This window comes from Acidiferrimicrobium sp. IK, from assembly GCF_025499425.1.
Taxonomy (GTDB): Bacteria; Actinomycetota; Acidimicrobiia; order Acidimicrobiales; family Palsa-688; genus Acidiferrimicrobium.
The window spans coordinates 170,753-187,778 of the sequence record NZ_JAIMCB010000008.1 but is presented as its reverse complement, the minus strand read 5'-3'; the positions used below and the strand labels follow the sequence as shown (position 1 = coordinate 187,778).

Annotated in this window: 28 protein-coding genes and 1 pseudogene; 15 read left to right on the top strand and 14 right to left on the bottom strand. The window is 68.9% G+C overall.

Going from position 1 to position 17,026, the window contains the following annotated elements; translation table 11 throughout:
* The first annotated feature begins 54 nt into the window (after positions 1–54).
* A complete protein-coding gene (locus tag K6U06_RS14855; protein WP_262322726.1) occupies positions 55–924 on the top strand; it encodes a helix-turn-helix transcriptional regulator in 870 nt (289 codons plus the stop codon).
* A 169-nt stretch (positions 925–1,093) separates the two neighbouring features.
* Here the strand turns inward: K6U06_RS14855 and K6U06_RS24735 are convergent.
* The 3 genes and pseudogenes from K6U06_RS24735 to K6U06_RS14845 all read right to left on the bottom strand — a co-directional run.
* A pseudogene (locus K6U06_RS24735) lies at positions 1,094–1,228 on the bottom strand (IS3 family transposase); the annotation flags it as partial.
* Between the two features lie 201 nt (positions 1,229–1,429).
* Positions 1,430–1,636 carry a hypothetical protein gene (locus K6U06_RS14850; protein WP_262322725.1) on the bottom strand — a complete coding sequence of 69 codons (207 nt, stop codon included), beginning with the start codon at positions 1,634–1,636 and terminating at the stop codon, positions 1,430–1,432.
* A 365-nt stretch (positions 1,637–2,001) separates the two neighbouring features.
* Positions 2,002–2,334 carry a hypothetical protein gene (locus K6U06_RS14845; protein WP_262322724.1) on the bottom strand — a complete coding sequence of 111 codons (333 nt, stop codon included), beginning with the start codon at positions 2,332–2,334 and terminating at the stop codon, positions 2,002–2,004.
* 421 nt (positions 2,335–2,755) lie between these two features.
* Here K6U06_RS14845 and K6U06_RS14840 point away from each other — a divergent pair, with 421 nt between their 5' ends.
* The 5 genes from K6U06_RS14840 (at position 2,756) to K6U06_RS14820 (ending at position 5,089) form a co-directional block, all read left to right on the top strand.
* Positions 2,756–2,980: a hypothetical protein gene (locus tag K6U06_RS14840; protein ID WP_262322723.1), complete on the top strand. Its 225-nt coding sequence runs from the start codon at positions 2,756–2,758 to the stop codon at positions 2,978–2,980.
* Between the two features lie 140 nt (positions 2,981–3,120).
* The gene (locus tag K6U06_RS14835; RefSeq protein ID WP_262322722.1) at positions 3,121–3,654 is read left to right on the top strand and encodes a hypothetical protein; all 534 of its coding nucleotides are present in this window, start codon (positions 3,121–3,123) and stop codon (positions 3,652–3,654) included.
* Complete coding sequence (locus K6U06_RS14830; RefSeq protein ID WP_262322721.1) at positions 3,651–4,229, top strand: RES family NAD+ phosphorylase; 579 nt, start codon at positions 3,651–3,653, stop codon at positions 4,227–4,229. The genes K6U06_RS14835 and K6U06_RS14830 overlap by 4 nt, the downstream gene beginning before the upstream one ends.
* 355 nt (positions 4,230–4,584) lie before the next feature.
* Positions 4,585–4,734, top strand: a complete 150-nt coding sequence (locus K6U06_RS14825) for a hypothetical protein (protein WP_262322720.1) — start codon at positions 4,585–4,587, stop codon at positions 4,732–4,734.
* The gene (locus tag K6U06_RS14820; protein WP_262322719.1) at positions 4,697–5,089 is read left to right on the top strand and encodes a hypothetical protein; all 393 of its coding nucleotides are present in this window, start codon (positions 4,697–4,699) and stop codon (positions 5,087–5,089) included. Before K6U06_RS14825 ends, K6U06_RS14820 begins: the two co-directional genes overlap by 38 nt.
* An 84-nt stretch (positions 5,090–5,173) precedes the next feature.
* On the opposite strand, the gene K6U06_RS14815 is transcribed toward K6U06_RS14820, so the two are convergent.
* Positions 5,174–5,353 (bottom strand): hypothetical protein, encoded by a 180-nt coding sequence (locus K6U06_RS14815; protein WP_262322718.1) that lies wholly within the window; start codon positions 5,351–5,353, stop codon positions 5,174–5,176.
* Positions 5,354–5,560: 207 nt separating this feature from the next.
* Positions 5,561–5,959 carry a hypothetical protein gene (locus K6U06_RS14810; protein ID WP_262322717.1) on the bottom strand — a complete coding sequence of 133 codons (399 nt, stop codon included), beginning with the start codon at positions 5,957–5,959 and terminating at the stop codon, positions 5,561–5,563.
* Between the two features lie 347 nt (positions 5,960–6,306).
* Between K6U06_RS14810 and K6U06_RS14805 the strand changes: the two genes are divergently transcribed.
* The 3 genes from K6U06_RS14805 to K6U06_RS14795 all read left to right on the top strand — a co-directional run bounded on the left by K6U06_RS14805 (position 6,307) and on the right by K6U06_RS14795 (position 8,215).
* A complete protein-coding gene (locus tag K6U06_RS14805) occupies positions 6,307–6,819 on the top strand; it encodes a GNAT family N-acetyltransferase (RefSeq protein ID WP_262322716.1) in 513 nt (170 codons plus the stop codon).
* A 149-nt stretch (positions 6,820–6,968) separates the two neighbouring features.
* A complete protein-coding gene (locus K6U06_RS14800; protein WP_262322715.1) occupies positions 6,969–8,051 on the top strand; it encodes a hypothetical protein in 1,083 nt (360 codons plus the stop codon).
* A 29-nt stretch (positions 8,052–8,080) separates the two neighbouring features.
* Entirely contained in the window at positions 8,081–8,215 is a 135-nt protein-coding gene (locus tag K6U06_RS14795) for a hypothetical protein (RefSeq protein ID WP_262322714.1), read from the top strand.
* A 608-nt stretch (positions 8,216–8,823) separates the two neighbouring features.
* On the opposite strand, the gene K6U06_RS14790 is transcribed toward K6U06_RS14795, so the two are convergent.
* Entirely contained in the window at positions 8,824–9,261 is a 438-nt protein-coding gene (locus K6U06_RS14790) for a type II toxin-antitoxin system VapC family toxin (protein ID WP_262322713.1), read from the bottom strand.
* Positions 9,258–9,509 carry a FitA-like ribbon-helix-helix domain-containing protein gene (locus K6U06_RS14785; RefSeq protein WP_262322712.1) on the bottom strand — a complete coding sequence of 84 codons (252 nt, stop codon included), beginning with the start codon at positions 9,507–9,509 and terminating at the stop codon, positions 9,258–9,260. Before K6U06_RS14785 ends, K6U06_RS14790 begins: the two co-directional genes overlap by 4 nt.
* A gap of 26 nt (positions 9,510–9,535) precedes the next feature.
* Here K6U06_RS14785 and K6U06_RS14780 point away from each other — a divergent pair, with 26 nt between their 5' ends.
* A complete protein-coding gene (locus K6U06_RS14780; RefSeq protein WP_262322711.1) occupies positions 9,536–9,889 on the top strand; it encodes a hypothetical protein in 354 nt (117 codons plus the stop codon).
* On the opposite strand, the gene K6U06_RS14775 is transcribed toward K6U06_RS14780, so the two are convergent.
* From K6U06_RS14775 to K6U06_RS14760, 4 genes are read right to left on the bottom strand one after another with little or no spacing between them, the layout of a single operon-like run.
* Complete coding sequence (locus tag K6U06_RS14775) at positions 9,874–10,086, bottom strand: type II toxin-antitoxin system HicB family antitoxin (protein ID WP_262322710.1); 213 nt, start codon at positions 10,084–10,086, stop codon at positions 9,874–9,876. The two genes, K6U06_RS14780 and K6U06_RS14775, sit on opposite strands and share 16 nt — an antisense overlap.
* Positions 10,087–10,113: 27 nt before the next feature.
* Positions 10,114–11,070: an alpha/beta hydrolase gene (locus tag K6U06_RS14770; RefSeq protein ID WP_262322709.1), complete on the bottom strand. Its 957-nt coding sequence runs from the start codon at positions 11,068–11,070 to the stop codon at positions 10,114–10,116.
* Complete coding sequence (locus tag K6U06_RS14765; protein ID WP_262322708.1) at positions 11,067–11,618, bottom strand: cupin domain-containing protein; 552 nt, start codon at positions 11,616–11,618, stop codon at positions 11,067–11,069. The genes K6U06_RS14770 and K6U06_RS14765 overlap by 4 nt, the downstream gene beginning before the upstream one ends.
* A complete protein-coding gene (locus K6U06_RS14760; RefSeq protein ID WP_262322707.1) occupies positions 11,615–12,481 on the bottom strand; it encodes an NmrA family NAD(P)-binding protein in 867 nt (288 codons plus the stop codon). The genes K6U06_RS14765 and K6U06_RS14760 overlap by 4 nt, the downstream gene beginning before the upstream one ends.
* A gap of 91 nt (positions 12,482–12,572) precedes the next feature.
* On the opposite strand from K6U06_RS14760, the gene K6U06_RS14755 reads away from it, so the two are divergent.
* On the top strand, positions 12,573–13,151 hold the full coding sequence (locus K6U06_RS14755) for a TetR/AcrR family transcriptional regulator (RefSeq protein WP_262322706.1): 579 nt from the start codon (positions 12,573–12,575) through the stop codon (positions 13,149–13,151).
* Positions 13,152–13,417: 266 nt separating this feature from the next.
* Entirely contained in the window at positions 13,418–13,696 is a 279-nt protein-coding gene (locus K6U06_RS14750; protein WP_262322705.1) for a ribbon-helix-helix protein, CopG family, read from the top strand.
* Positions 13,697–13,772: 76 nt separating this feature from the next.
* On the opposite strand, the gene K6U06_RS14745 is transcribed toward K6U06_RS14750, so the two are convergent.
* Together K6U06_RS14745 and K6U06_RS14740 are read right to left on the bottom strand one after the other, a co-directional pair.
* Entirely contained in the window at positions 13,773–14,039 is a 267-nt protein-coding gene (locus K6U06_RS14745; protein ID WP_262322704.1) for a hypothetical protein, read from the bottom strand.
* 10 nt (positions 14,040–14,049) lie between these two features.
* Positions 14,050–14,430 carry a hypothetical protein gene (locus K6U06_RS14740; RefSeq protein WP_262322703.1) on the bottom strand — a complete coding sequence of 127 codons (381 nt, stop codon included), beginning with the start codon at positions 14,428–14,430 and terminating at the stop codon, positions 14,050–14,052.
* Between the two features lie 139 nt (positions 14,431–14,569).
* Between K6U06_RS14740 and K6U06_RS14735 the strand changes: the two genes are divergently transcribed.
* Positions 14,570–14,806 (top strand): AbrB/MazE/SpoVT family DNA-binding domain-containing protein, encoded by a 237-nt coding sequence (locus K6U06_RS14735; protein WP_262322702.1) that lies wholly within the window; start codon positions 14,570–14,572, stop codon positions 14,804–14,806.
* On the top strand, positions 14,803–15,216 hold the full coding sequence (locus tag K6U06_RS14730; protein ID WP_262322701.1) for a type II toxin-antitoxin system VapC family toxin: 414 nt from the start codon (positions 14,803–14,805) through the stop codon (positions 15,214–15,216). The genes K6U06_RS14735 and K6U06_RS14730 overlap by 4 nt, the downstream gene beginning before the upstream one ends.
* A 35-nt stretch (positions 15,217–15,251) precedes the next feature.
* Here K6U06_RS14730 and K6U06_RS14725 read toward each other — a convergent pair whose 3' ends face one another.
* Positions 15,252–15,470 (bottom strand): hypothetical protein, encoded by a 219-nt coding sequence (locus tag K6U06_RS14725; RefSeq protein ID WP_262322700.1) that lies wholly within the window; start codon positions 15,468–15,470, stop codon positions 15,252–15,254.
* A 251-nt stretch (positions 15,471–15,721) separates the two neighbouring features.
* Between K6U06_RS14725 and K6U06_RS14720 the strand changes: the two genes are divergently transcribed.
* Positions 15,722–17,002, top strand: coding sequence for an ATP-binding protein (locus K6U06_RS14720; RefSeq protein WP_262322699.1), 1,281 nt, complete (start codon positions 15,722–15,724; stop codon positions 17,000–17,002).
* The last annotated feature ends 24 nt before the right edge of the window (positions 17,003–17,026 follow it).

Genomic DNA, 17,026 nt, shown 5'->3' with positions numbered 1-17,026 from the left:
GGGGGATCGGCGATCCCTGGCTCGGCGCTCCGGGAGGCGCCCATACTGGGAGCCGTGGACCGCGCGCAGCTCGCCGACTTCCTCCGCCGCCGGCGTGAAGCCCTGCAGCCGGAGGACCTCGGGATGGGCCGCTCGGCTCGGCGCCGGACGCCGGGCTTGCGCCGCGAGGAGGTCGCCATGGTCGCGGGGATGTCCACCGACTACTACACCCGCCTCGAGCAGCGGCGAGGCCCGCAGCCGTCGGTGTCGATGCTGGCGGCCATCGCGCGGGCCCTTCGCCTGAGCCGGGCCGAGCGCGACCACCTCTTCCGGCTGGCCGGCCACGCCCCGTCGGTCGACGGGTCGCGCTCCGATCACGTGAGCAGAGGTTTGCACCGGGTCCTCGACCGGCTCGACGCGCCGGCCATGGTGACCAACGACCTCGGCGAGGTGCTGGCCCAGAACCCGCTGGCGGTGGCCCTCCTCGGCGACGAGACCCGCTTCGGGTGGGGCACGCCGCAGCGATCGCGCTGGTACCGGTGGTTCGCCGACCCCGCCGAGCGGACCCTGCACGCCCCGGAAGACCACGACCGCTTGTCGCGGTCGTACGCCGCGGGGCTGCGGACGGCCGTCAGCCGGCACCCCGACGACCGACGGGGCCGTGACCTGGTCGACCGACTGCGAGACGCGTCGCCGGAGTTCGCTGCGCTCTGGGCCGAGCACGACGTGTCGTGGCGGCCGGGGACCGAACCGAAGCGCTTCGTGCACCCCCACGTCGGCGTCATCGACCTGGAGTGCCAGACGCTGGTGGCGGAGAGCGACTCGCAGATCCTGCTCGTGTACACCGCCACGCCGGGCTCGGAGTCGGCCGACCGTTTGCAGCTGCTGGGCGTCGTCGGAGCCCAGCAGTTCGACGACCTGGCGGCGGGGCCACCACTCGACTAGTGCCGTGGCGGGTCGCCTCCGCGGGATCGACCAGCGCGGCGTCATGCCAACACGCGCCCAACCGCTGCGGCCAGACTCTCACGGCTCGAAATGTCAAGCGGCTTCGGGAGGTTTCTGCTCGGATCGGTGTCACCGGCGGCCCGGTGGGTGTCGTAGAACGGCTTCTGTGCGCCGGATGGGTGGCGTGACGGCGGCGTTCCCGGACCTCGCCGTGGGAACGCAGGATCCTGTACATGGTCGGCACCGACGCCAGATAGATGCCGTCGTCAAGCAGCTTCGCGTAGACGGTGGTCGGGGCCTCGTCCACATGCTCGGGCGAGTTGAGCACCGCCCGCACCCGATCTCGCTCCTCGGCCGAAAGCGCCCGAGGCTGGGATGCCGGTGGCCGTGCCGCAGGCGGGCTCTGGCGGCGCCGGCGATACCAGCGGGCCTGGGCCTCGCCGAGCGCCCTCACAGGCCGTGCGGACACCGATCAGCGGCACGAGTTCCTCGATGGCCGCGTCGATCACCTGGTCTCGCCCCTCGTCTCCGTCGAGGCGCTGTCGGCGGCGAGCTGCTCCCACAGCGCGGAGAGTTTTCCCTGGATCTGGATCACCCGCCGGGCCTTGTCCAACTCCGCCTCGGCCCGCGCCGCCCGGCGCTTCAACCGGGCGATCTCCATGGCTTTCGGGTCGACCGCCTGCCGCCCGGACGGCCGGGCCAGCTCGGACACGGCTCCGCGGTCGCGTTGCTTGCGCCGCTCGTAGATTAACGACGGTTCAGGCCCTCCGGCGCAACAGGGCACCGTTGCCGGCCGCTCCCAGCCGCTCGTACTAGGCCAGGATCTCAGGCTTTTACTTCGCCGGATACTGCCGGGGCCGCCGGGTCCGCTCGGGTGTGGGCGGCCAACAGGATCTGCCCATTGGCGGCCAACAGGGACTGCCCAAGGACGGCCAAGCCGTCACTCAGGGTGACGACCGTCGCCATGGCGCCTGCGCCCCGACCCATCGATCGGAGCGGGCTCCGAACCAGTTGGCATCGGAGTGCTGTCCACGCCGATGGAATGGGTCACGCGGAACTGGGGGCGACCGTGAGACGTCATACGGTCATGCGGAAGGCTCTTGTCGTAGTGGCCGTGATCTTCATGGCGGTAGTCGCCGCGAGCTGCGGGCAGAACCGGGACGTGGTGAAGGGACAGACCACGGTAACCACGGCTCCGAGCCAGAGCAGCACCACGACGGGGAGCAGCAACAAGGCGAAGGCCCAGGTTGAAGCCAGGCGGCTGCTGGCCTCAGTGGTGATGCCAGCCGGTTCGATCAGGTTGACTGCTGGTCCGTCATCGCTGTCGGGACCGGCCATGGGAACTCCTGCGACGTCGTCCCTGATCGACGACACCGCTTTCTGGAAGGTTCCAACGTCTATGAGCGTCACCCTCACCTGGTTTGCTGGACATCATCCCGGAGGGCTTCCGCCGTCCGGCTCCGGCTCGTCGTCGTCGCACGGCACAACAATGACCAGCGGTGTCAGCTACGACGCCCCCTCGAGCGCGGCATGGACGGGCGCATCGGTTGAAATCGGAGTTGCTCCGACAGGCTCTGACACCTCCGTCGTGAGGGCCGACGGGATTGCGCTATGGATCGACCCCGTTCCCATCCCCGACAACCAGCGGGGTCCTCGTATGCGCATCACCCTGGCGTCCGGGTGCTCCCCGAGCGACCGGGGGTTCGTGGGCGTAACCAACCCGCTGCCGCCGCTGGATTCGTCACTGCTTCCTCCTGGATCGCCGACGAGCGGGCTGGCATGTCAGTACTACGGTCTCAATGGGACCCCCTTCGCTCTCGAGCAGAGATCCGTGATGGATTCTGCGGCGGCCAACGCGTTCGCGACGAGTGTCGGACGACTCCAGCTAGGCCACCTCGACGACCAGGTCGTCAACTGCCCCAGCGGTGGCGGGTCTGCCACCGTCGTGGCGCTCGACTACCCAAACGGCCAGACCATCGATCTGTGGATGGCAACCACCGGCTGCGCCAACACGTCCAATGGCTATATCAGCGCCTCTGGGGCCCCATCCGTCTAGAAACCCTGCAGGCGCTAGGAGCCGATACGGAAGGATCAATCTGCGGCGACACGTCACGGCTGTTGCCGGACGACAGCACCGACTCCCGCTCGGATCCCTTTCTGGTTGACGGTGGTTGACGGTGGGGGTAGAGTGAATGCATGGCCGACTCCTACTCTCTTCTCGAGGAGGGCCTCAAAGTCGGGCTTTACGAGGCCGTCGAGGACTTACAGAGCACCGGACTACTGGATCGGATCGACCCCGACCAGCTGGCCGAACGGGCCCGCCAGGCGGTGCACGCGGCCCTGGCGTCGTTCGTGTGGGAAGAACGGCTCGGGCCGGCCCTCGAAACCGGCCAGGTATGCCAGGAGCTGGGCGTGTCCCGCCAGGCGGTGGCCAAGGCGGTCATCGCCGGGCGGCTCGTCGCCCTGCCCGCCGGCAAGACCCGCCGGTTCCCGGTCTGGCAGTTTCGGAGGCAGCCCGGCCGCCTCGAGATGCGCGCCGAGGTCGCCGAGGTCGTCGGAGTGTTTCGGCGGGTCTACCCGGAGGTGAAAGCTGTCCAGATTGCCGCCTGGGCCCGCACCACCCAGCCGGAGCTGGACGGCACCACCCCAGCGGAATGGTTGGAGCGGGAACGCCCTGTCCATCCGGCTGTCCTCGCCGCTGAAAGAGCAGCCGGCGCCCTGGCCAAGTGACCGCCTCTGCAGTCGAGTGGTCAGCCTTCCCCGAGTTGGTCCTGCATCCCGAAAGGGTGCTGTACCGGGTTCACCGCAACCAAAACGACCCGGTCCACTTCTGCTCCGAGGGGAGCGGCCGTTTTGATCTCACAGCTGTGGATGGCACCGGCACCTGCTACATGTCGCCGTCTCCGATCGGCGCCTACATCGAGACCTTCGGCCGGCTCGGCACCATCACCGTCTCCGACATCGCCGAGCGTTGCTTGACAGAGCTGGCTCTCACCCGGCCGGTCCGCTTGGCGGACACCACCGACCGGGGCGTGCTTGGCTCCTACGGCATCACCGGGGACCTCAGCGCCGGGACCGACTACTGGACCTCCCAGCAGGTGGCGGCCCGGCTGTACGCGGCCGGCTTCGACGGCGTCCACTACACAGCTCGCCACGACCCGGCCTTCCAGGAACGCAGCATCGCCGTCTTCGGTGGAGCCGGTGACACAAAGCTGTTCATTTCGGCCAGCTATGACATACCCGACGAGCTTCTCCGCCAAGGCGAGCGGGAGTTCCACCTGGCAGTCCTGCCCGAGCTGCACTAACCCACCCCTGAGAGGCCGCTCCCCAGCGTCGCCCGGTCGGTGCGGCCGCAGACGAAAACGGCACCGTCGGGTCACTAGCATCAACACCGACACGCGGCCCTAAGCGCAGCACGGCTACCGCGCCCGCCGGCTGGGTGCCGCCTGGTCGTGACTGGCGATCACCGACTTGCTGACCGCGGACAACGTTCCATCTTGCGCTCGCCGTGACCTCGCGAACTTGCCGGAACCGAGCGCGAGATCCGGCGTTAGGCGTCTCCGGAGCCTTCCCGACCACCACTGATCGTGGTCGCGGAGACCGTCGGCTTCCTGGCCGTCTACGGACAGTTTCTGCTGGCCGCCGACATTGACCGCTGACATGCGCCATGCCGCGCCCCCGACTCCCGATGACGTGACGACCTTGTGGGACGGGCGGCGGCTCGACTCGCGAGATGCCGTGATGGAGTGGCTGGTCGAGGTCGACGCCAAGCGTGCCGAGGAAGCCGCCGCCGCGGGCGTCGACGCCTGACGGTCCACCTCACGACCTCCGGCGTCTGATCGAGGTCCTCGATCGCCACGGTGTCGACTACCTCCTGGCCGGAGGTGCAGCCGCTACCGCCTATGGGGCTGAGCGGCCCTCCGACGACGCCGACTGTGTGGTGCGCCGGGGACGGGACAACCTGGATCGTCTCGCCGCCGCCCTGCGGGAGCTGAACGCTCGGCTGCGTGTCGGAGGGATGACCGACGTCGAAGCGCGCCTCTTGCCCGTGCAGCTCGACGCGGCTGCGCTCGAGGCGGCTGGCATGTCGACCTGGTTGACCGATGCCGGCCCCTTCGATGTGCTCGCCGGCCTGGAAGCCCTCGACGGTCGCCTGGTGCCCTAATGAAGAGTTGACCGAACGGGCGGCCGTGTTCCAAGGCGATGGGTTCGTGATCCGCACCGCCGGTGTGGACGACATCATCAACGCCTAGGAGCGAGCCGGGCGACCGAAGGACCGCGAGGCCCTACCCGGGCTGCCCTGCCAGCGGGGGTCTTGCTCGACTGCACGGCCGGCCTGGTCCAGCCGCTGGCGGACGTTGCCGGACAGGTACTCGGCTGCTGTCGCCGGCTGGCCGCCGGCCGGGTTGTCGAACACGAGGCCCGACATCGAGCCCGAGGCCTCCCGCAGCTCACTAATGGGTCGGTGCTCAAGGCGCGACATCCCACCAGCCGTCACGGGAACCTCACCGACCAGCAGGGGCACGATCTGGCCGTAGAATTCGAAGCCCTGTCGCTCATAGTGGTCACCTGCTGACGGCTCGGATGACCAAGCCTCACCGAAGGGCTCGCGGAGGTGGTCGATCCCCATTCGTTGCTAGTCGGCCGGATCGGCTCGTGCCGCGGCGGCCGCCGCGGCGAGGGCGTCGACCTGCTCGAGGTGATCAACCGGCCGGGCGCCTCCGAGACGGGAGTTGGGAGTGACGAACCAGCCGGCCAGGGACCAGCCGGTAAGCCGGCCGGCGGACGCTTTGACCACCGCCGCGATGGCGGGGTGGGGACGGCCGTTAACGTCGAAGCAGAAGCCGGGATACACGTCGACCCCGGCGGCGGAGGCGACGGCGAATATCTTCCCTGCTGCGGCCCACCGCTTCACCGCCGTCGCCGGCGAATGGCCTCTCGACCCGGCCCGCCGGGCCACGTCGCCGGTGCTGTACAGGCCGAAGTCGCGCTCGAGCTCGGCCCTCCACTCTGCGGTTCTGTCGTCGTCGCCCATGGACCCATGGTGCCGGCTCGTTCAACGCAACGCCCGGCGTCGCTCCGCGCCGGGCGACACGCCCGCGACACAGGGAAGGCCGGGCAGCTGCCTTCGGGCACCAACCGAGCGAGCGAAGCGAGTCGAGGGCGGTAGCGAGGCGGCCGGAGGCCGCATCGTGGCTGTGCGCCCTACGGAAAGGCACAACGGGCCGGGGGCCCGTTGGCTAACGCACCGGCCTGCGGCCGGCTTGTTGTCGAAGCGAAGCCGCGACGCGCCGCGGCGCTTCCCGGCCTCGAGCGCCCCCGGCCGAAGTCTCTCTGCGAGTGGGGGAGCGGGAGCAGGCGGGAAGGTGGGAGGATTGCCGAGTGATCCGTCCTGCGCGGCCGGGCGACGCGGAAGCCCAGCGGGCGGTGGAGCGCGCTGCGGGTGCTCGCTTCGTGGAGGTCGGCATGGCGGAGGTCGCCGCCGACGAGCCGATGAGCGCCGAGAAGTTGGCGGCCTACGCGAGAGGGGGCCGCTCGTGGGTCGCGGAAGACCACGACGCCCAGGTCGTGGGCTACGTGGTGGTGGAGCTGGTCGATCGATGCGCCCACATCGAACAGGTGAGCGTCGCACCCAGTCGCCAGGGGCACGGTCTCGGACGGGCCTTGATCGACGAGGTGGAACGGTGGGCCGCGGCCGAGCGGCTCGAGTGGATGACGCTGACTGCCTTCGCCGACGTCGCCTGGAACCGGCCGCTTTATGAGCACCTCGGCTTTCGGGTGCTCGCCGACGAGGAGCTGTCACCGGCGTTGCGAGCGCTTCGAAGCGACGAAGCGGCCCGCGGCTTGAACCCACAGATCCGGGTGTGTATGCGCAGAACCGTCCGGCGGCCCTGACCTCACCTCGAACGGCGCGCCGGGACCGCCCGGCCGCTCCGGCGGTGCCTGACTGCGAACGGTGAGAACCCGGCCCGGTGCCGACCACCACCCAAGCGGGTACCATAAAATGGTACTGTGATGGTCCCAGTGCATGGTATCTTCTAGGGGTGGAGGAGTCGCCGTTCCCTTATCAGGGGCCGCTGGAGCCGGGCGAGGTGCGCGGCCGGGACGACCTTGTCGCTGACCTGGTCCGGCGGATCGCGGCGCACAAGGTCACCGCGCTACTCGGACCCAGAAGGTACGGAAAGACCAGCGTTCTGCACCGGGTTGCCGCCGAGCTCACCGAGGTACACACCATCTTCGTCGACCTCTACGAGGTCACCTCCATGGCCGATGTCGCCGTCCGCTTCGACGAAGCCCTCGCAGCCACCACCGGACGGTTGGGTAGCCTCACCCGCCGCTATGCGGTCCAGGTGTCGCTCAACCTCGGGGCGCTGCGAGTCGCCTTGTCCGGGCCTGCTCGCAGCCGGCCCGACCCGGCGCTGGTCCTGCACGGTCTGTTGGACGTGATCGTGAAGACCGCCGCGTCCTCGGCGACCCTGCTGGTCGTCGACGAATTCTCCTCCGTGGCGCGCGTCGAGGGCGTTGCCGGCGCCATGCGCACCGCTTTCCAGCACCACTACCGGGACCTGGGCCTCATCTTCGCCGGCTCCCACCCGTCGATGATGCGGACTCTGTTCACTTCCCGTCCCCAACCGTTCTACGGCCAGGCGGACCTGGTCGACATAGCGCCGCTGTCGGCAGCTGCCGTAGAGGAGATCGTGGACCGAGGTTTTGCCACCACGGGACGCCACAGCGGCCGCCTGGCCGGCCTGCTCGTCGACTTCGCTGCTGGCCACCCGCAGCGGACGATGCAGCTCGCCGACGCCTGCTGGTCGCACACACAACCGGGAGGCTCCGGCGACGACGCATGGCCGGCTGGCCTGGCGCAGGTGCGACGGGAGAGCTCAGACGGCATGGAACGACTCTTCTCCGGCCACAACCTGAGCGAACGCCGGGTGCTGCGCTCCGTGGCGGTCTCGGGCAGCGTGCATGGTCACGAGGCTGAGCTCCTCGGCCTGGGGAAGAGCCCGGCGACAAGCTCGAGAGACTCGCTGCGCGACGCCGGCGAGCTGATATTGCACAACGGCTCGCTGCGAATCGTCGATCCAGTGCTAGCTGACTGGATCCGCCAACGCTTTCCGCTCTGACACTCTCCGCAGCCGCCCGGGGCGCCGGGATGACCCGTTCCTCCTTCGTCCGTCAGGTAGCCATGTCTTCGGCGGGAAGCAAGGTCGTCGACGTGGCGCGGGTGAGACGCAGCGTCGATGAAGCCGAGCGCCAGATCTCCGCCGCCTGCGAAGCACTCGGCTGAGGCTCCGGACCGCCAGGCGGCGGCTCGGTCAGCGAATCGGCCCGATGGCGGTCCCGTTGCCGGTGGGACAGCTGATCCATGACCGGTCTGCCCTCTCGTAGCGAGACCGATGGCATTGAGGCCCCCGTGGGGGCTGTAGCGGCCGTGCTGGCTGACCCGACCCGGCTCCCCAGCGGCGCCTGCCTTCGCCGACCGAGTCCGCTCCACTGGAAGGTCAGGTTGGCAGGCCAGCAAGGACTGTCGGGACTTCGCGCTGCGGTAGCTCTCAACAGGGAAGCCGGGACCGTGGACTACCGTCGCGGCTTCGACGCGAAGGTGTTCGCCGAGATGCTGAACAGGATTCGACCGGCTGCCGAGGGCGACGTTCCCGCTCGACGACACGCGGTATGAGGCGCTTCACGTAGCCGTCGGTACCTGGCAGGACCGTGCGCTCGTCTATGCCCGAGAGCAGGAGCGAATCCGCGGCATCCGCCGCGATTCGCGGTCCCGACCAGCGCTGACGCCGAGCACAAATTTCGTGATCCTGCGTTGTCGCTGTTCGAACCGGACGGAACTGCGGAAGCAGCCGAGCCACGCCCTGAGGACCGTCGAACCAGGAGCCTTGAGTGTCACCGCTTCGGTCCGCTCGTAAAAGCCCAAGGGTCGATGAGGCGCACGCCGAGATCCGTGAAGTGACGGACGTTGCGGGTGGCGACGGGCGCTTTACGTGCAAGTGCGATCCCCGCTATCTGAGCGTCGCGTATCTCGACCGCCTTGCCAGCCCGCTGCCTTCGAGCAACAAGTGCCCCGGCAGCATCTGCGGCGGCGACATCGAAGGCGAGGACTCGTTGGTCGAGATCCTCGCTGAGGACCTGCTCGAAGGCAGCTTCGAGATGCCGACGTCGACGCGACGCCGTAAGGAGCTCCAAGCCCGTTCGGATCTCGGACACGGTGACCGAGGTTGTCCAGATCGATTCCGACGGCTGAGCGTCCAGCCAGTCGACCACGATGGGCTCCGGCTCGGATCGCATGAGCGCAGAGAGCACGTTGGTGTCGAGCAGGATCACGGCTCCGAGAGGTCCGCGCCCCGGGACGGGTGTCCGCGCAACTCCATGAAGTCGTGTTCAATTCCCTCGCGGCGGAACCGGGACGCGATCGTCGACCCAAGCCGAACCGGTCTGGCCGGTCCGACCCGCACTGCGTCCCGGAGGATCTCTCGCACCTCTTCTTCGGTGGAGCGCCCATGGGCTCGAGCCCTACGTTGGAGCGCGTTCTTCACGTCCTCGTCGAGCTGACGGACCAAGAGCTGAGCCATAGGCGAATGATAGCGTGATAGCACCCGTGCTGGCTTCGACCGTCGGTAACGCCACCGGCAGCAACCTGGCGGCTGGCCGGGCGGGGCTGGCGTGTTCTCCCTACCTCCAACTCGAGCGGGCGGAGCCCCCCTTGTACTGGGTCGTTCCCTCTCGTGAGGACGGAGGATCAGGCATCCGCCGCCGGGCGCCGGACGAGGGCCTCGCCACCTCCAAGCGCACCAAGGCCGATGAGGCAGCCAGATACTTGAAGAACAAGGCGCCCCACCTCGACTACCCGACGGCGCTCGCCGCCGGGATGATCGAAGGAGCGTGTCGGTGGGCGCCATCCCGCTCGCCGCGTAGTCACTCCAGGGAAGCCGCGCCCTATCGGAACTCTTGATTTGGGGTATCACCGGGGGTCGAGCAGTAGCGAAGGTCTGGGACGTCGGCCATCCAAGCCCCGTCTTCGGGGCTCCAGAGCGCGTTGATGTCCTGCAGGTGGAGCAGCTCGGCTATCCCCGGGACGCGGCTCACCGGCGAATACGTCGACCGGGGCGAGTCGGCCCGCAGCGCCGATCGTCCGGCCTTGAGAGCCATGCCGTGCCGGCTGCGATTCCTGGTCGGTCAAACGCTTTTCAGGACGCGGTGGCGGTCGGCTTGGGCGCGGCGGGAGACGTCGGCGTGGGGGGCGATGGCGTCGTATTCGTGGGGCACGCCGGGGTGCAGGTGGAGTTCGACGTCTACCCCGGCGCGGCTGAGGGTGAGGGCGTAGGCGACGTCCTCGTCGCGGAAGATGTCGAGCTGCCCGACCTCGATGTAGGCCGGCGGAAGGTCACGGGCGTCGATGAGTCGGGCCGGGGCGGCCGACGGGTCGACCGCGCGGTCCTCGTGCCCTGGTCCGAGGAGGGCATTCCAGGCGGTGATGTTGTCCTCGTAGCTCCACCCGGCGAACGGCACAATCTCCGGGTCGGGTGCCGTGTTGCGGTCGTCGAGCATCGGATAGAGCAGGATCTGCCGGGCCAGCGGTGGGCCGCCGCGGTCGCGACTGAGGATGGCGACGGCCGCGGCGAGGCCGCCGCCGGCGCTGTCGCCCATGACGGCAATGCGATCCGGGTCGACGCCGAGCTCGGTCGCGTGGCCAGCCAGCCACACCAGGCTGGCGTAGGCGTCCTCGACCGGGGTCGGGTAGGGGTGCTCAGGCGCGAGGCGGTAGTCGATCGACAGCATCGGCACGCCGGTGTGGGCGACGTAGCGGGAGACCGGCCCGTCGAAGATCGGTACCGAGCCGAGGATCATTCCGCCGCCGTGCAGATAAAGGACCGCGGCCCGGCTGTCGCTGGAGCGCGCCCGGTACCAGCGGCCGAACAACGCGGTTCCGTCGGCCGCGGTTATCTCATGATCGACGATATCGACCTCGGTCGCGATGGGCTGGGCTTCGTTGTTGGCCCATTCGAGCATGGCATTGAGAGCACCGCGGCGGGCTTCGACATCGCCGACCGGTGGCGGTGGGGGCAGCGGTCCGTTCGCTTCTGCTATCGCCTGGATTGTGGCCGCCACCTCGGGGTCGACGGTGAAACTCATCGGCCTGTGCCGGGCGGGGGCAGTAGCTGTGTGCTGTACCGCGGGGCCAGCGACTGGGCCTTGGCGACGAAGGCGGCCTGTCCGGCTGGGTCAAGGGGTGACGGTGGGGTGGTGCGGGTCGCCACGGGCTGGCCGACCAGGGTGAAGAACTCGTCCTGGCCAGCCGGCGCACACAGACACAGCAGGCGCGAGGGTTGGTCACCGATATTGCGAAAGGCGTGCGGGGCGTTGGCCGGTACGTTGATCGTCTCGCCGGCCCGCAGTATCAGTGTCTGGCCGCGGAAGGTTGCTTCGACCTCGCCGTCCAGGACGGTGAACATCTCCTCGAAGTCGTGGCGGTGCGGCGGTGGTCCGCCGCCGGGTGGGACATGCATGTCGATGAGCGTGTAGCGGCCGTCTGTGTCGCCGCCGCCTACCAGGATCGTGTAGGTGTCGCCGACCAGGCCCAGGTGCGGCAGGCTCTGGTCGGAATCGGGCCGGGCCACGGTGAGCCGGCGGGCCAGATCGTCCGGCGGGATCGGTGCGGGTGTGGTCGGTTGGTCGGTCATCGCGTCTCCTGGCTGACGGGGGATGTGGCGAGTTCGCGCAGGTAGTCGTCGAGGGTTCGGGGCGCGCGCCCGAGGATCGTGCGCAGGACGAGGTTGTTGCCGCCGTGAAAGCCATGCGCGGTGTAGTCGGCGAACATCGCGGTCAGTCCGTCGCGCATCGCGCCGGGCGGCATGCCGGCCAGCGCCAAGCCCGGGTCGACGTCCACCGCGACGACTTCGCGTCGGGCGTGGCGGCTCATCAGCGCGGCGATCTCGGCGCGGGTGATCATGCCTCCGGTGGCGAGTTCGAAGGTGCCGCCGACCAGCTCGTCGGTGACGAAAGCGAGGGCCGCAACCTCGGCGACGTCGCGGTAGTCCACGAAGGTCATCGCCGAGTTCTTTGAGTACGGCATCGCGAACACGCCGCGCGCTGTCGCGTCGGCCCAGCTGCCCGCTAGTCCCTGCAGGAACATCGCCGGCTGCAAGATCGTGAAGGCCAGACCGGACCGGTACAGCGCTTCCTCGATCGGGCGCATGCTCGAGTGGTTGACCAGCGACAGCGACGGGTGGTAGACGCCGGAAAACACGAACCGCCCCACGCCGGCCGCCGTTGCGGCTTCGACCATGCCGACCCCGAGTTCGGCGGAGTCGGGGGCGAAGGCAGGCGTGATGTGGAAAACCCCGTCGACCCCGTCCAGTGCCACGTCGATGCAGCAGCGGTCGCGCAGGTCACCAGCGACGATCTCCTCCGCGCCCAACTCGCGGGCCCGCTCGGCCTTGGCTGGGTCGTGCACCAGCGCCCGCACCTGCACCCCCTTGGCTGCGAGGGCAGGAACGACCAGTCCGGCGAACTGCCCAGTTGCCCCTACCGCCAGCGCTCTCACATCGCACCGCCAGTCGATAAACGGAGGATTTCGTCCGCTTCATGTTATCATCGTTCCGTCCACCCGGGAAGGCGAAGGGTTCAATAACCAGATGGCCCCCGCAACCACCCCTCCCGCTCCCTCGCGTGAGCTGCGCAGCGACGCGGCGCGCAACCAACAGGAACTCACCCGGGCCGCGACGGCGGCGGTCCATCGAGAAGGGCTGAACGTCCCCATGGCCACGATCGCGGCCGACGCCGGCGTCGGGGTCGGCACCCTGTACCGGCACTTTCCGAGCCGCGAGGACCTGCTGAGTCACCTGACCCACAAGTCGTTCGAGCAGGTGCTCGCCAACGCCCGCGCGGCGGAGCGCCACGGCTCCACCCCGACTGAATCCCTGCGGCTGTTCATCGACGCCGCCATCAGCCAACGCAACGAACTGGTGCTGCCCCTGCACGGCGGCCCGGCTCCCACCTCGCCGGCGACCAAGGCCGTCCGCGCCGAAGTCCACGCGGTCGTGGGCCGGATCATCAAGCGCGGCGTCGACGACGCAACGCTGCGTCCAGACCTCGCACCCCGAGACATCGTCGTCTTCGGCGCCATGCTCGCCCAACCCCGCCCCACCGACCCCCGTTGGGGCGCTACCTGCCGGCGCCTGCTCACAATGTTCCTGCGGGGCCTCCATCCGTGACGGGAGCGATGGCGACGGTGTCAGGGGTGCGCACCGACTTCAACCTCAGCCTGACCCGACCGTTCGCCGGCCAGAACTACGGACTTCTACCCGGTAAGTCACCCGGCGGAGGTCGGCGCGCTCACCTTGGGATCCTCCATGTAAGTGGAATTGGTGCAACTCCATTTACATGGTGTCCCTGGTCGTCTCTCTGCGCGCCCTGCGGTGATCCACTCCATGCCGATGCAAGCGAAGTACCGGAGCCTCTTGGAGGGAAGGGGATGATCATGCCCGAGACGCACGGGACCAAGGCCGATGGCACCCCCATCACAGCCGATATGGTCGAGCCCATGGCCGACGAGGCCGAGCGAGGTTACGACGTCGATGAGATCCTTCGTCGCCGGCGTGGCGGGCGGCCAGCGATGGGCTCTGCGGCATCCTCCGTCGAGTCGGTCAGGCTCGATCCAGAGTTGAAGCGCGACCTGCTGTTACGGGCGGCGGAGGAGCGCATCAGCGTCTCCGAGGTCATCCGCCGGGCCATCGGCCAGTACCTTCGGGCCAGCTGAGACCATCGGCCTGCGTGCCCGAAAGCGGATCCCCCATCGACCTTCACTTCTGCGGTGCCGACGCCGGGATCGGGGGTTAGCCGAACGGCTGGAAGTCCTCACAGGGGGAGTCCACGCGGGGTTCGGGCAAGCGGTAGGCGCTCAGGCGGGTGGACGCAACTATCGTGACCGGTCGCCAACCGACGTTGAGCTCGAAGTAGCGCACCGCTGTCGCGACCGACGGCCACTGGCAGTCGTCCAGGATCACCAGCCCTGAGGGCCGCACCAGCTCTCCGAGAAAGTAGAGATCGACGAAGACGTTGTGGAAGACGTGGCTGCCGTCCACGCAGGCAGCGTCGGCCACGAACCCTCGGTCACCGGCGCGGCCATACCGGCAGCGAGCGCTGTCGGAAGAGCCTCGCAACCCCGGTCAGGCCAGCCTCGGCGACCGCCCGACAACCGGCATCCCCGAAGTGGTCCTGGTAGGCATCGATGATCACCTGTGTGGGCCACGGCTCGGCCTGGGAGAGGAGTGCCTCACCGATGGCCAGCGCCGAGCTGCCATAGGCCAAGCCCACCTCGATGACCACACGGGCTCGCTCGGCAATGAGCAGATCCCGGAACACATCGGCATCGCCTTCGGGGAGGGCGACGCGGGGGAAGTCGCCGGGCTCTCGCTCGCTGCTCGGACCAGCCTCGGCCAGCCGCCGGCGGACGCGGCGTACGGAGTCGAGCACGTCGCTGGGCTCGCGCACAGAGCCAGCATCGCAGCTTCCACGGCACCGCCTATGCGTCCTCACCGGAACACCAGCGTCTCAGCAGCCACGGCGGTTGCCCAAGTCCAGTTGTAGATCCGCTTACGGCTTACTGGGAAATCACTGGTAACCTATTCCCATGAAGGCTGTAGTCGACTCGGTCGGACGTGTCGTGGTGCCCAAGCCGTTGCGTGACGCCCTCGGCCTCCAGCCGGGGTCCGAGGTCGAGATCTCACGCTACGGGGCGGGACTCCAACTGATCCCGGCAGGTCGTACCGCGCAGGTGGTCCTGGAGGGAGGTGTCCCGGTCGTCACCGGCGATACCAAGATCGATGACGAGATCGTCTTCGCTCTCCTCGATGCTGGGCGGCGGTGAGCATCTCTCTGGCAGTCGATACCAGCGTCGCCGTGCCGCTACTGGTACAGACCCATGCTGCCCACGCGGCCGTGGTCCGCTGGTGGGCTGGTCGAGAGGTCGCCCTGAGCGGTCATGCGTTGGCCGAGACGTACTCGGTGCTGACGCGGCTGCCCGGTGACATCCGAATGGCGCCGCCACACGCTGCGCGGCTCCTAGAGGACCGGTTCCCCCCACCGCTTCTGCTCGGTCCGCAGACGGCGCGTCGCCTACCCCAGGTACTGAGCCGGATGGAGATCGCGGGTGGAGCGGTCTACGACGCGCTGGTGGCGCTGGCCGCGGTCGAGCACAAGGTTGCCCTCGCCACCCGCGACGCCCGGGCCCGGGACACCTATGAAAAGGTCGGAGTCGAGGTCGTCATCGCAGGGTGACCCAGGGCCCTGGCCGTGTGCCGCAGCGGATCCCCCTACGGCGCCGGGGACAGCGCGGCCACCTGTTCCATGACCCGGTCGAAGTCTCGAAGGTGATGCTCACCTTCGTGGAGCGTGTGAGCCGCCAGCCAGACGATGTCCCGCTTCGAGGGCGCCGGAAAGCTGTACATGCACTCTCGGTGCCACGCCGCCTCATCGATGCCGCCGAAGCTCTGCGCCACGAGCGCCGCGGCGACGCCTACCTCCTCCGCCACTTGTCCAGGCTCGCGCTCGGCGTACCTGGCCAGCGTCTCTTCGGCCGGGCACGCCAGCGCGCCGGGGGTGAGCCCGGGGCACCGTGATGCTTGGCGGCGATGTCGTCATTGTTGGTGAGCTTGGTCATCCAGGTCTGGTCGATCTCGGCCGCCCGGTAGAGCCCGCAGCAACTCTCCGTGGCGTCACGGGCCCGAAGTGACATGGCTTCGGAACGCCTGCAGGCAGCCGGCCACGCAGGAGCGTGGTGGCGGTGAAGAGCGCTGCGGTGTTCAACGGGCCCTACGTCCGCCGGGTCATTGACGACGAGCTCGACGTGCTCCTCACCCAGCTGCCCGCTGTGCTTCTCGATGGCCCCAAGGGAGTCGGCAAGACCGCCACCGCCCTCGAGCGGGCGGCGACTGTCCGCCGCCTGGACTCTGCGCCAGCCCGAGAGGTCCTCGATGCGGACCCGTTCGTCGTCGGCGGCGATGCGCCGCCGGTGCTCATCGATGAGTGGCAGCGGGTCCCCGGGGTGTGGGATGCGGTGCGCCGCTTGGTCGACGAGGGCGCCGGAGCTGGCCAGTTCCTCCTGACGGGCTCTGCACCGCTGCAGGGCACCCATTCGGGGGCGGGTCGGATCGCCGCTCTGCGGATGCGCCCCCTCTGCCTCTTGGAGCGTGCCCCGCACGGCGGGGAGATCTCGTTGCGCTCACTCCTCGCCGGGGAGCGCCCCAAGATCAGCGTGGCCTGCCGCTACACCCTCACCGACTACGTCGAAGAGATCGTCGCCGGCGGGTTCCCCGGCATGCGGGACCTGAGCGGCAAGGCCGCTCAGGTGCAGCTCGGCAGCTACCTGGACCGCATCGTCGACCACGACCTGCCCGAGGCCGGCTACGGCGTGCGCCGGCCGGCGACGGTCATGGCATGGATGCGGGCCTACGCCGCAGCGAGCGCCACGACCGCATCATGGGAGAAGATCCGGGACGCCGCCACGAGCCGGACGGTCAACAAGCCGGCGAAGACCACGACGAGCGCCTACACCGAGCTGCTCACGGCTCTGCGGATCCTCGACCCGCTCGAGGCGTGGCTGCCGACCCATAACCACCTGACCCGTCTGACCTCCGCCCCCAAGCATCACATGGCCGACCCAGCCCTCGCTGTCCGCCTTCTGCGGTTGAGCGGCGCAGACCTGCTCTCCGGCGTGACGAGCCCGCTGATCGTCGACGGGGCGCTGCTCGGTGCGCTCTTCGAGTCGCTGGTGACCTTGTCGGTGCGGACATTCGCTCAGGCCGCCGATGCCGCCACCTACCATCTGCGGACCGAGTCGGGCCGCCACGAGGTGGACTGCATCGTGGAGCGTGACGGGGCCGTCGTGGCACTCGAGGTGAAGCTCTCGGCATCGGTTGGGGGTTCCGACGTCCGTCACCTCAACTGGATGGAAACCCAGATCGGTACCGACCTGGTCGAGCGGGTCGTGGTCATCACCGGCGGGGACGCCTACCGTCGCAAGGACGGCGTCGCGGTCATCCCTCTCGGGCTGCTCGGCCCCTGAGATCCTGTCTCGGAGCGCGGGTCG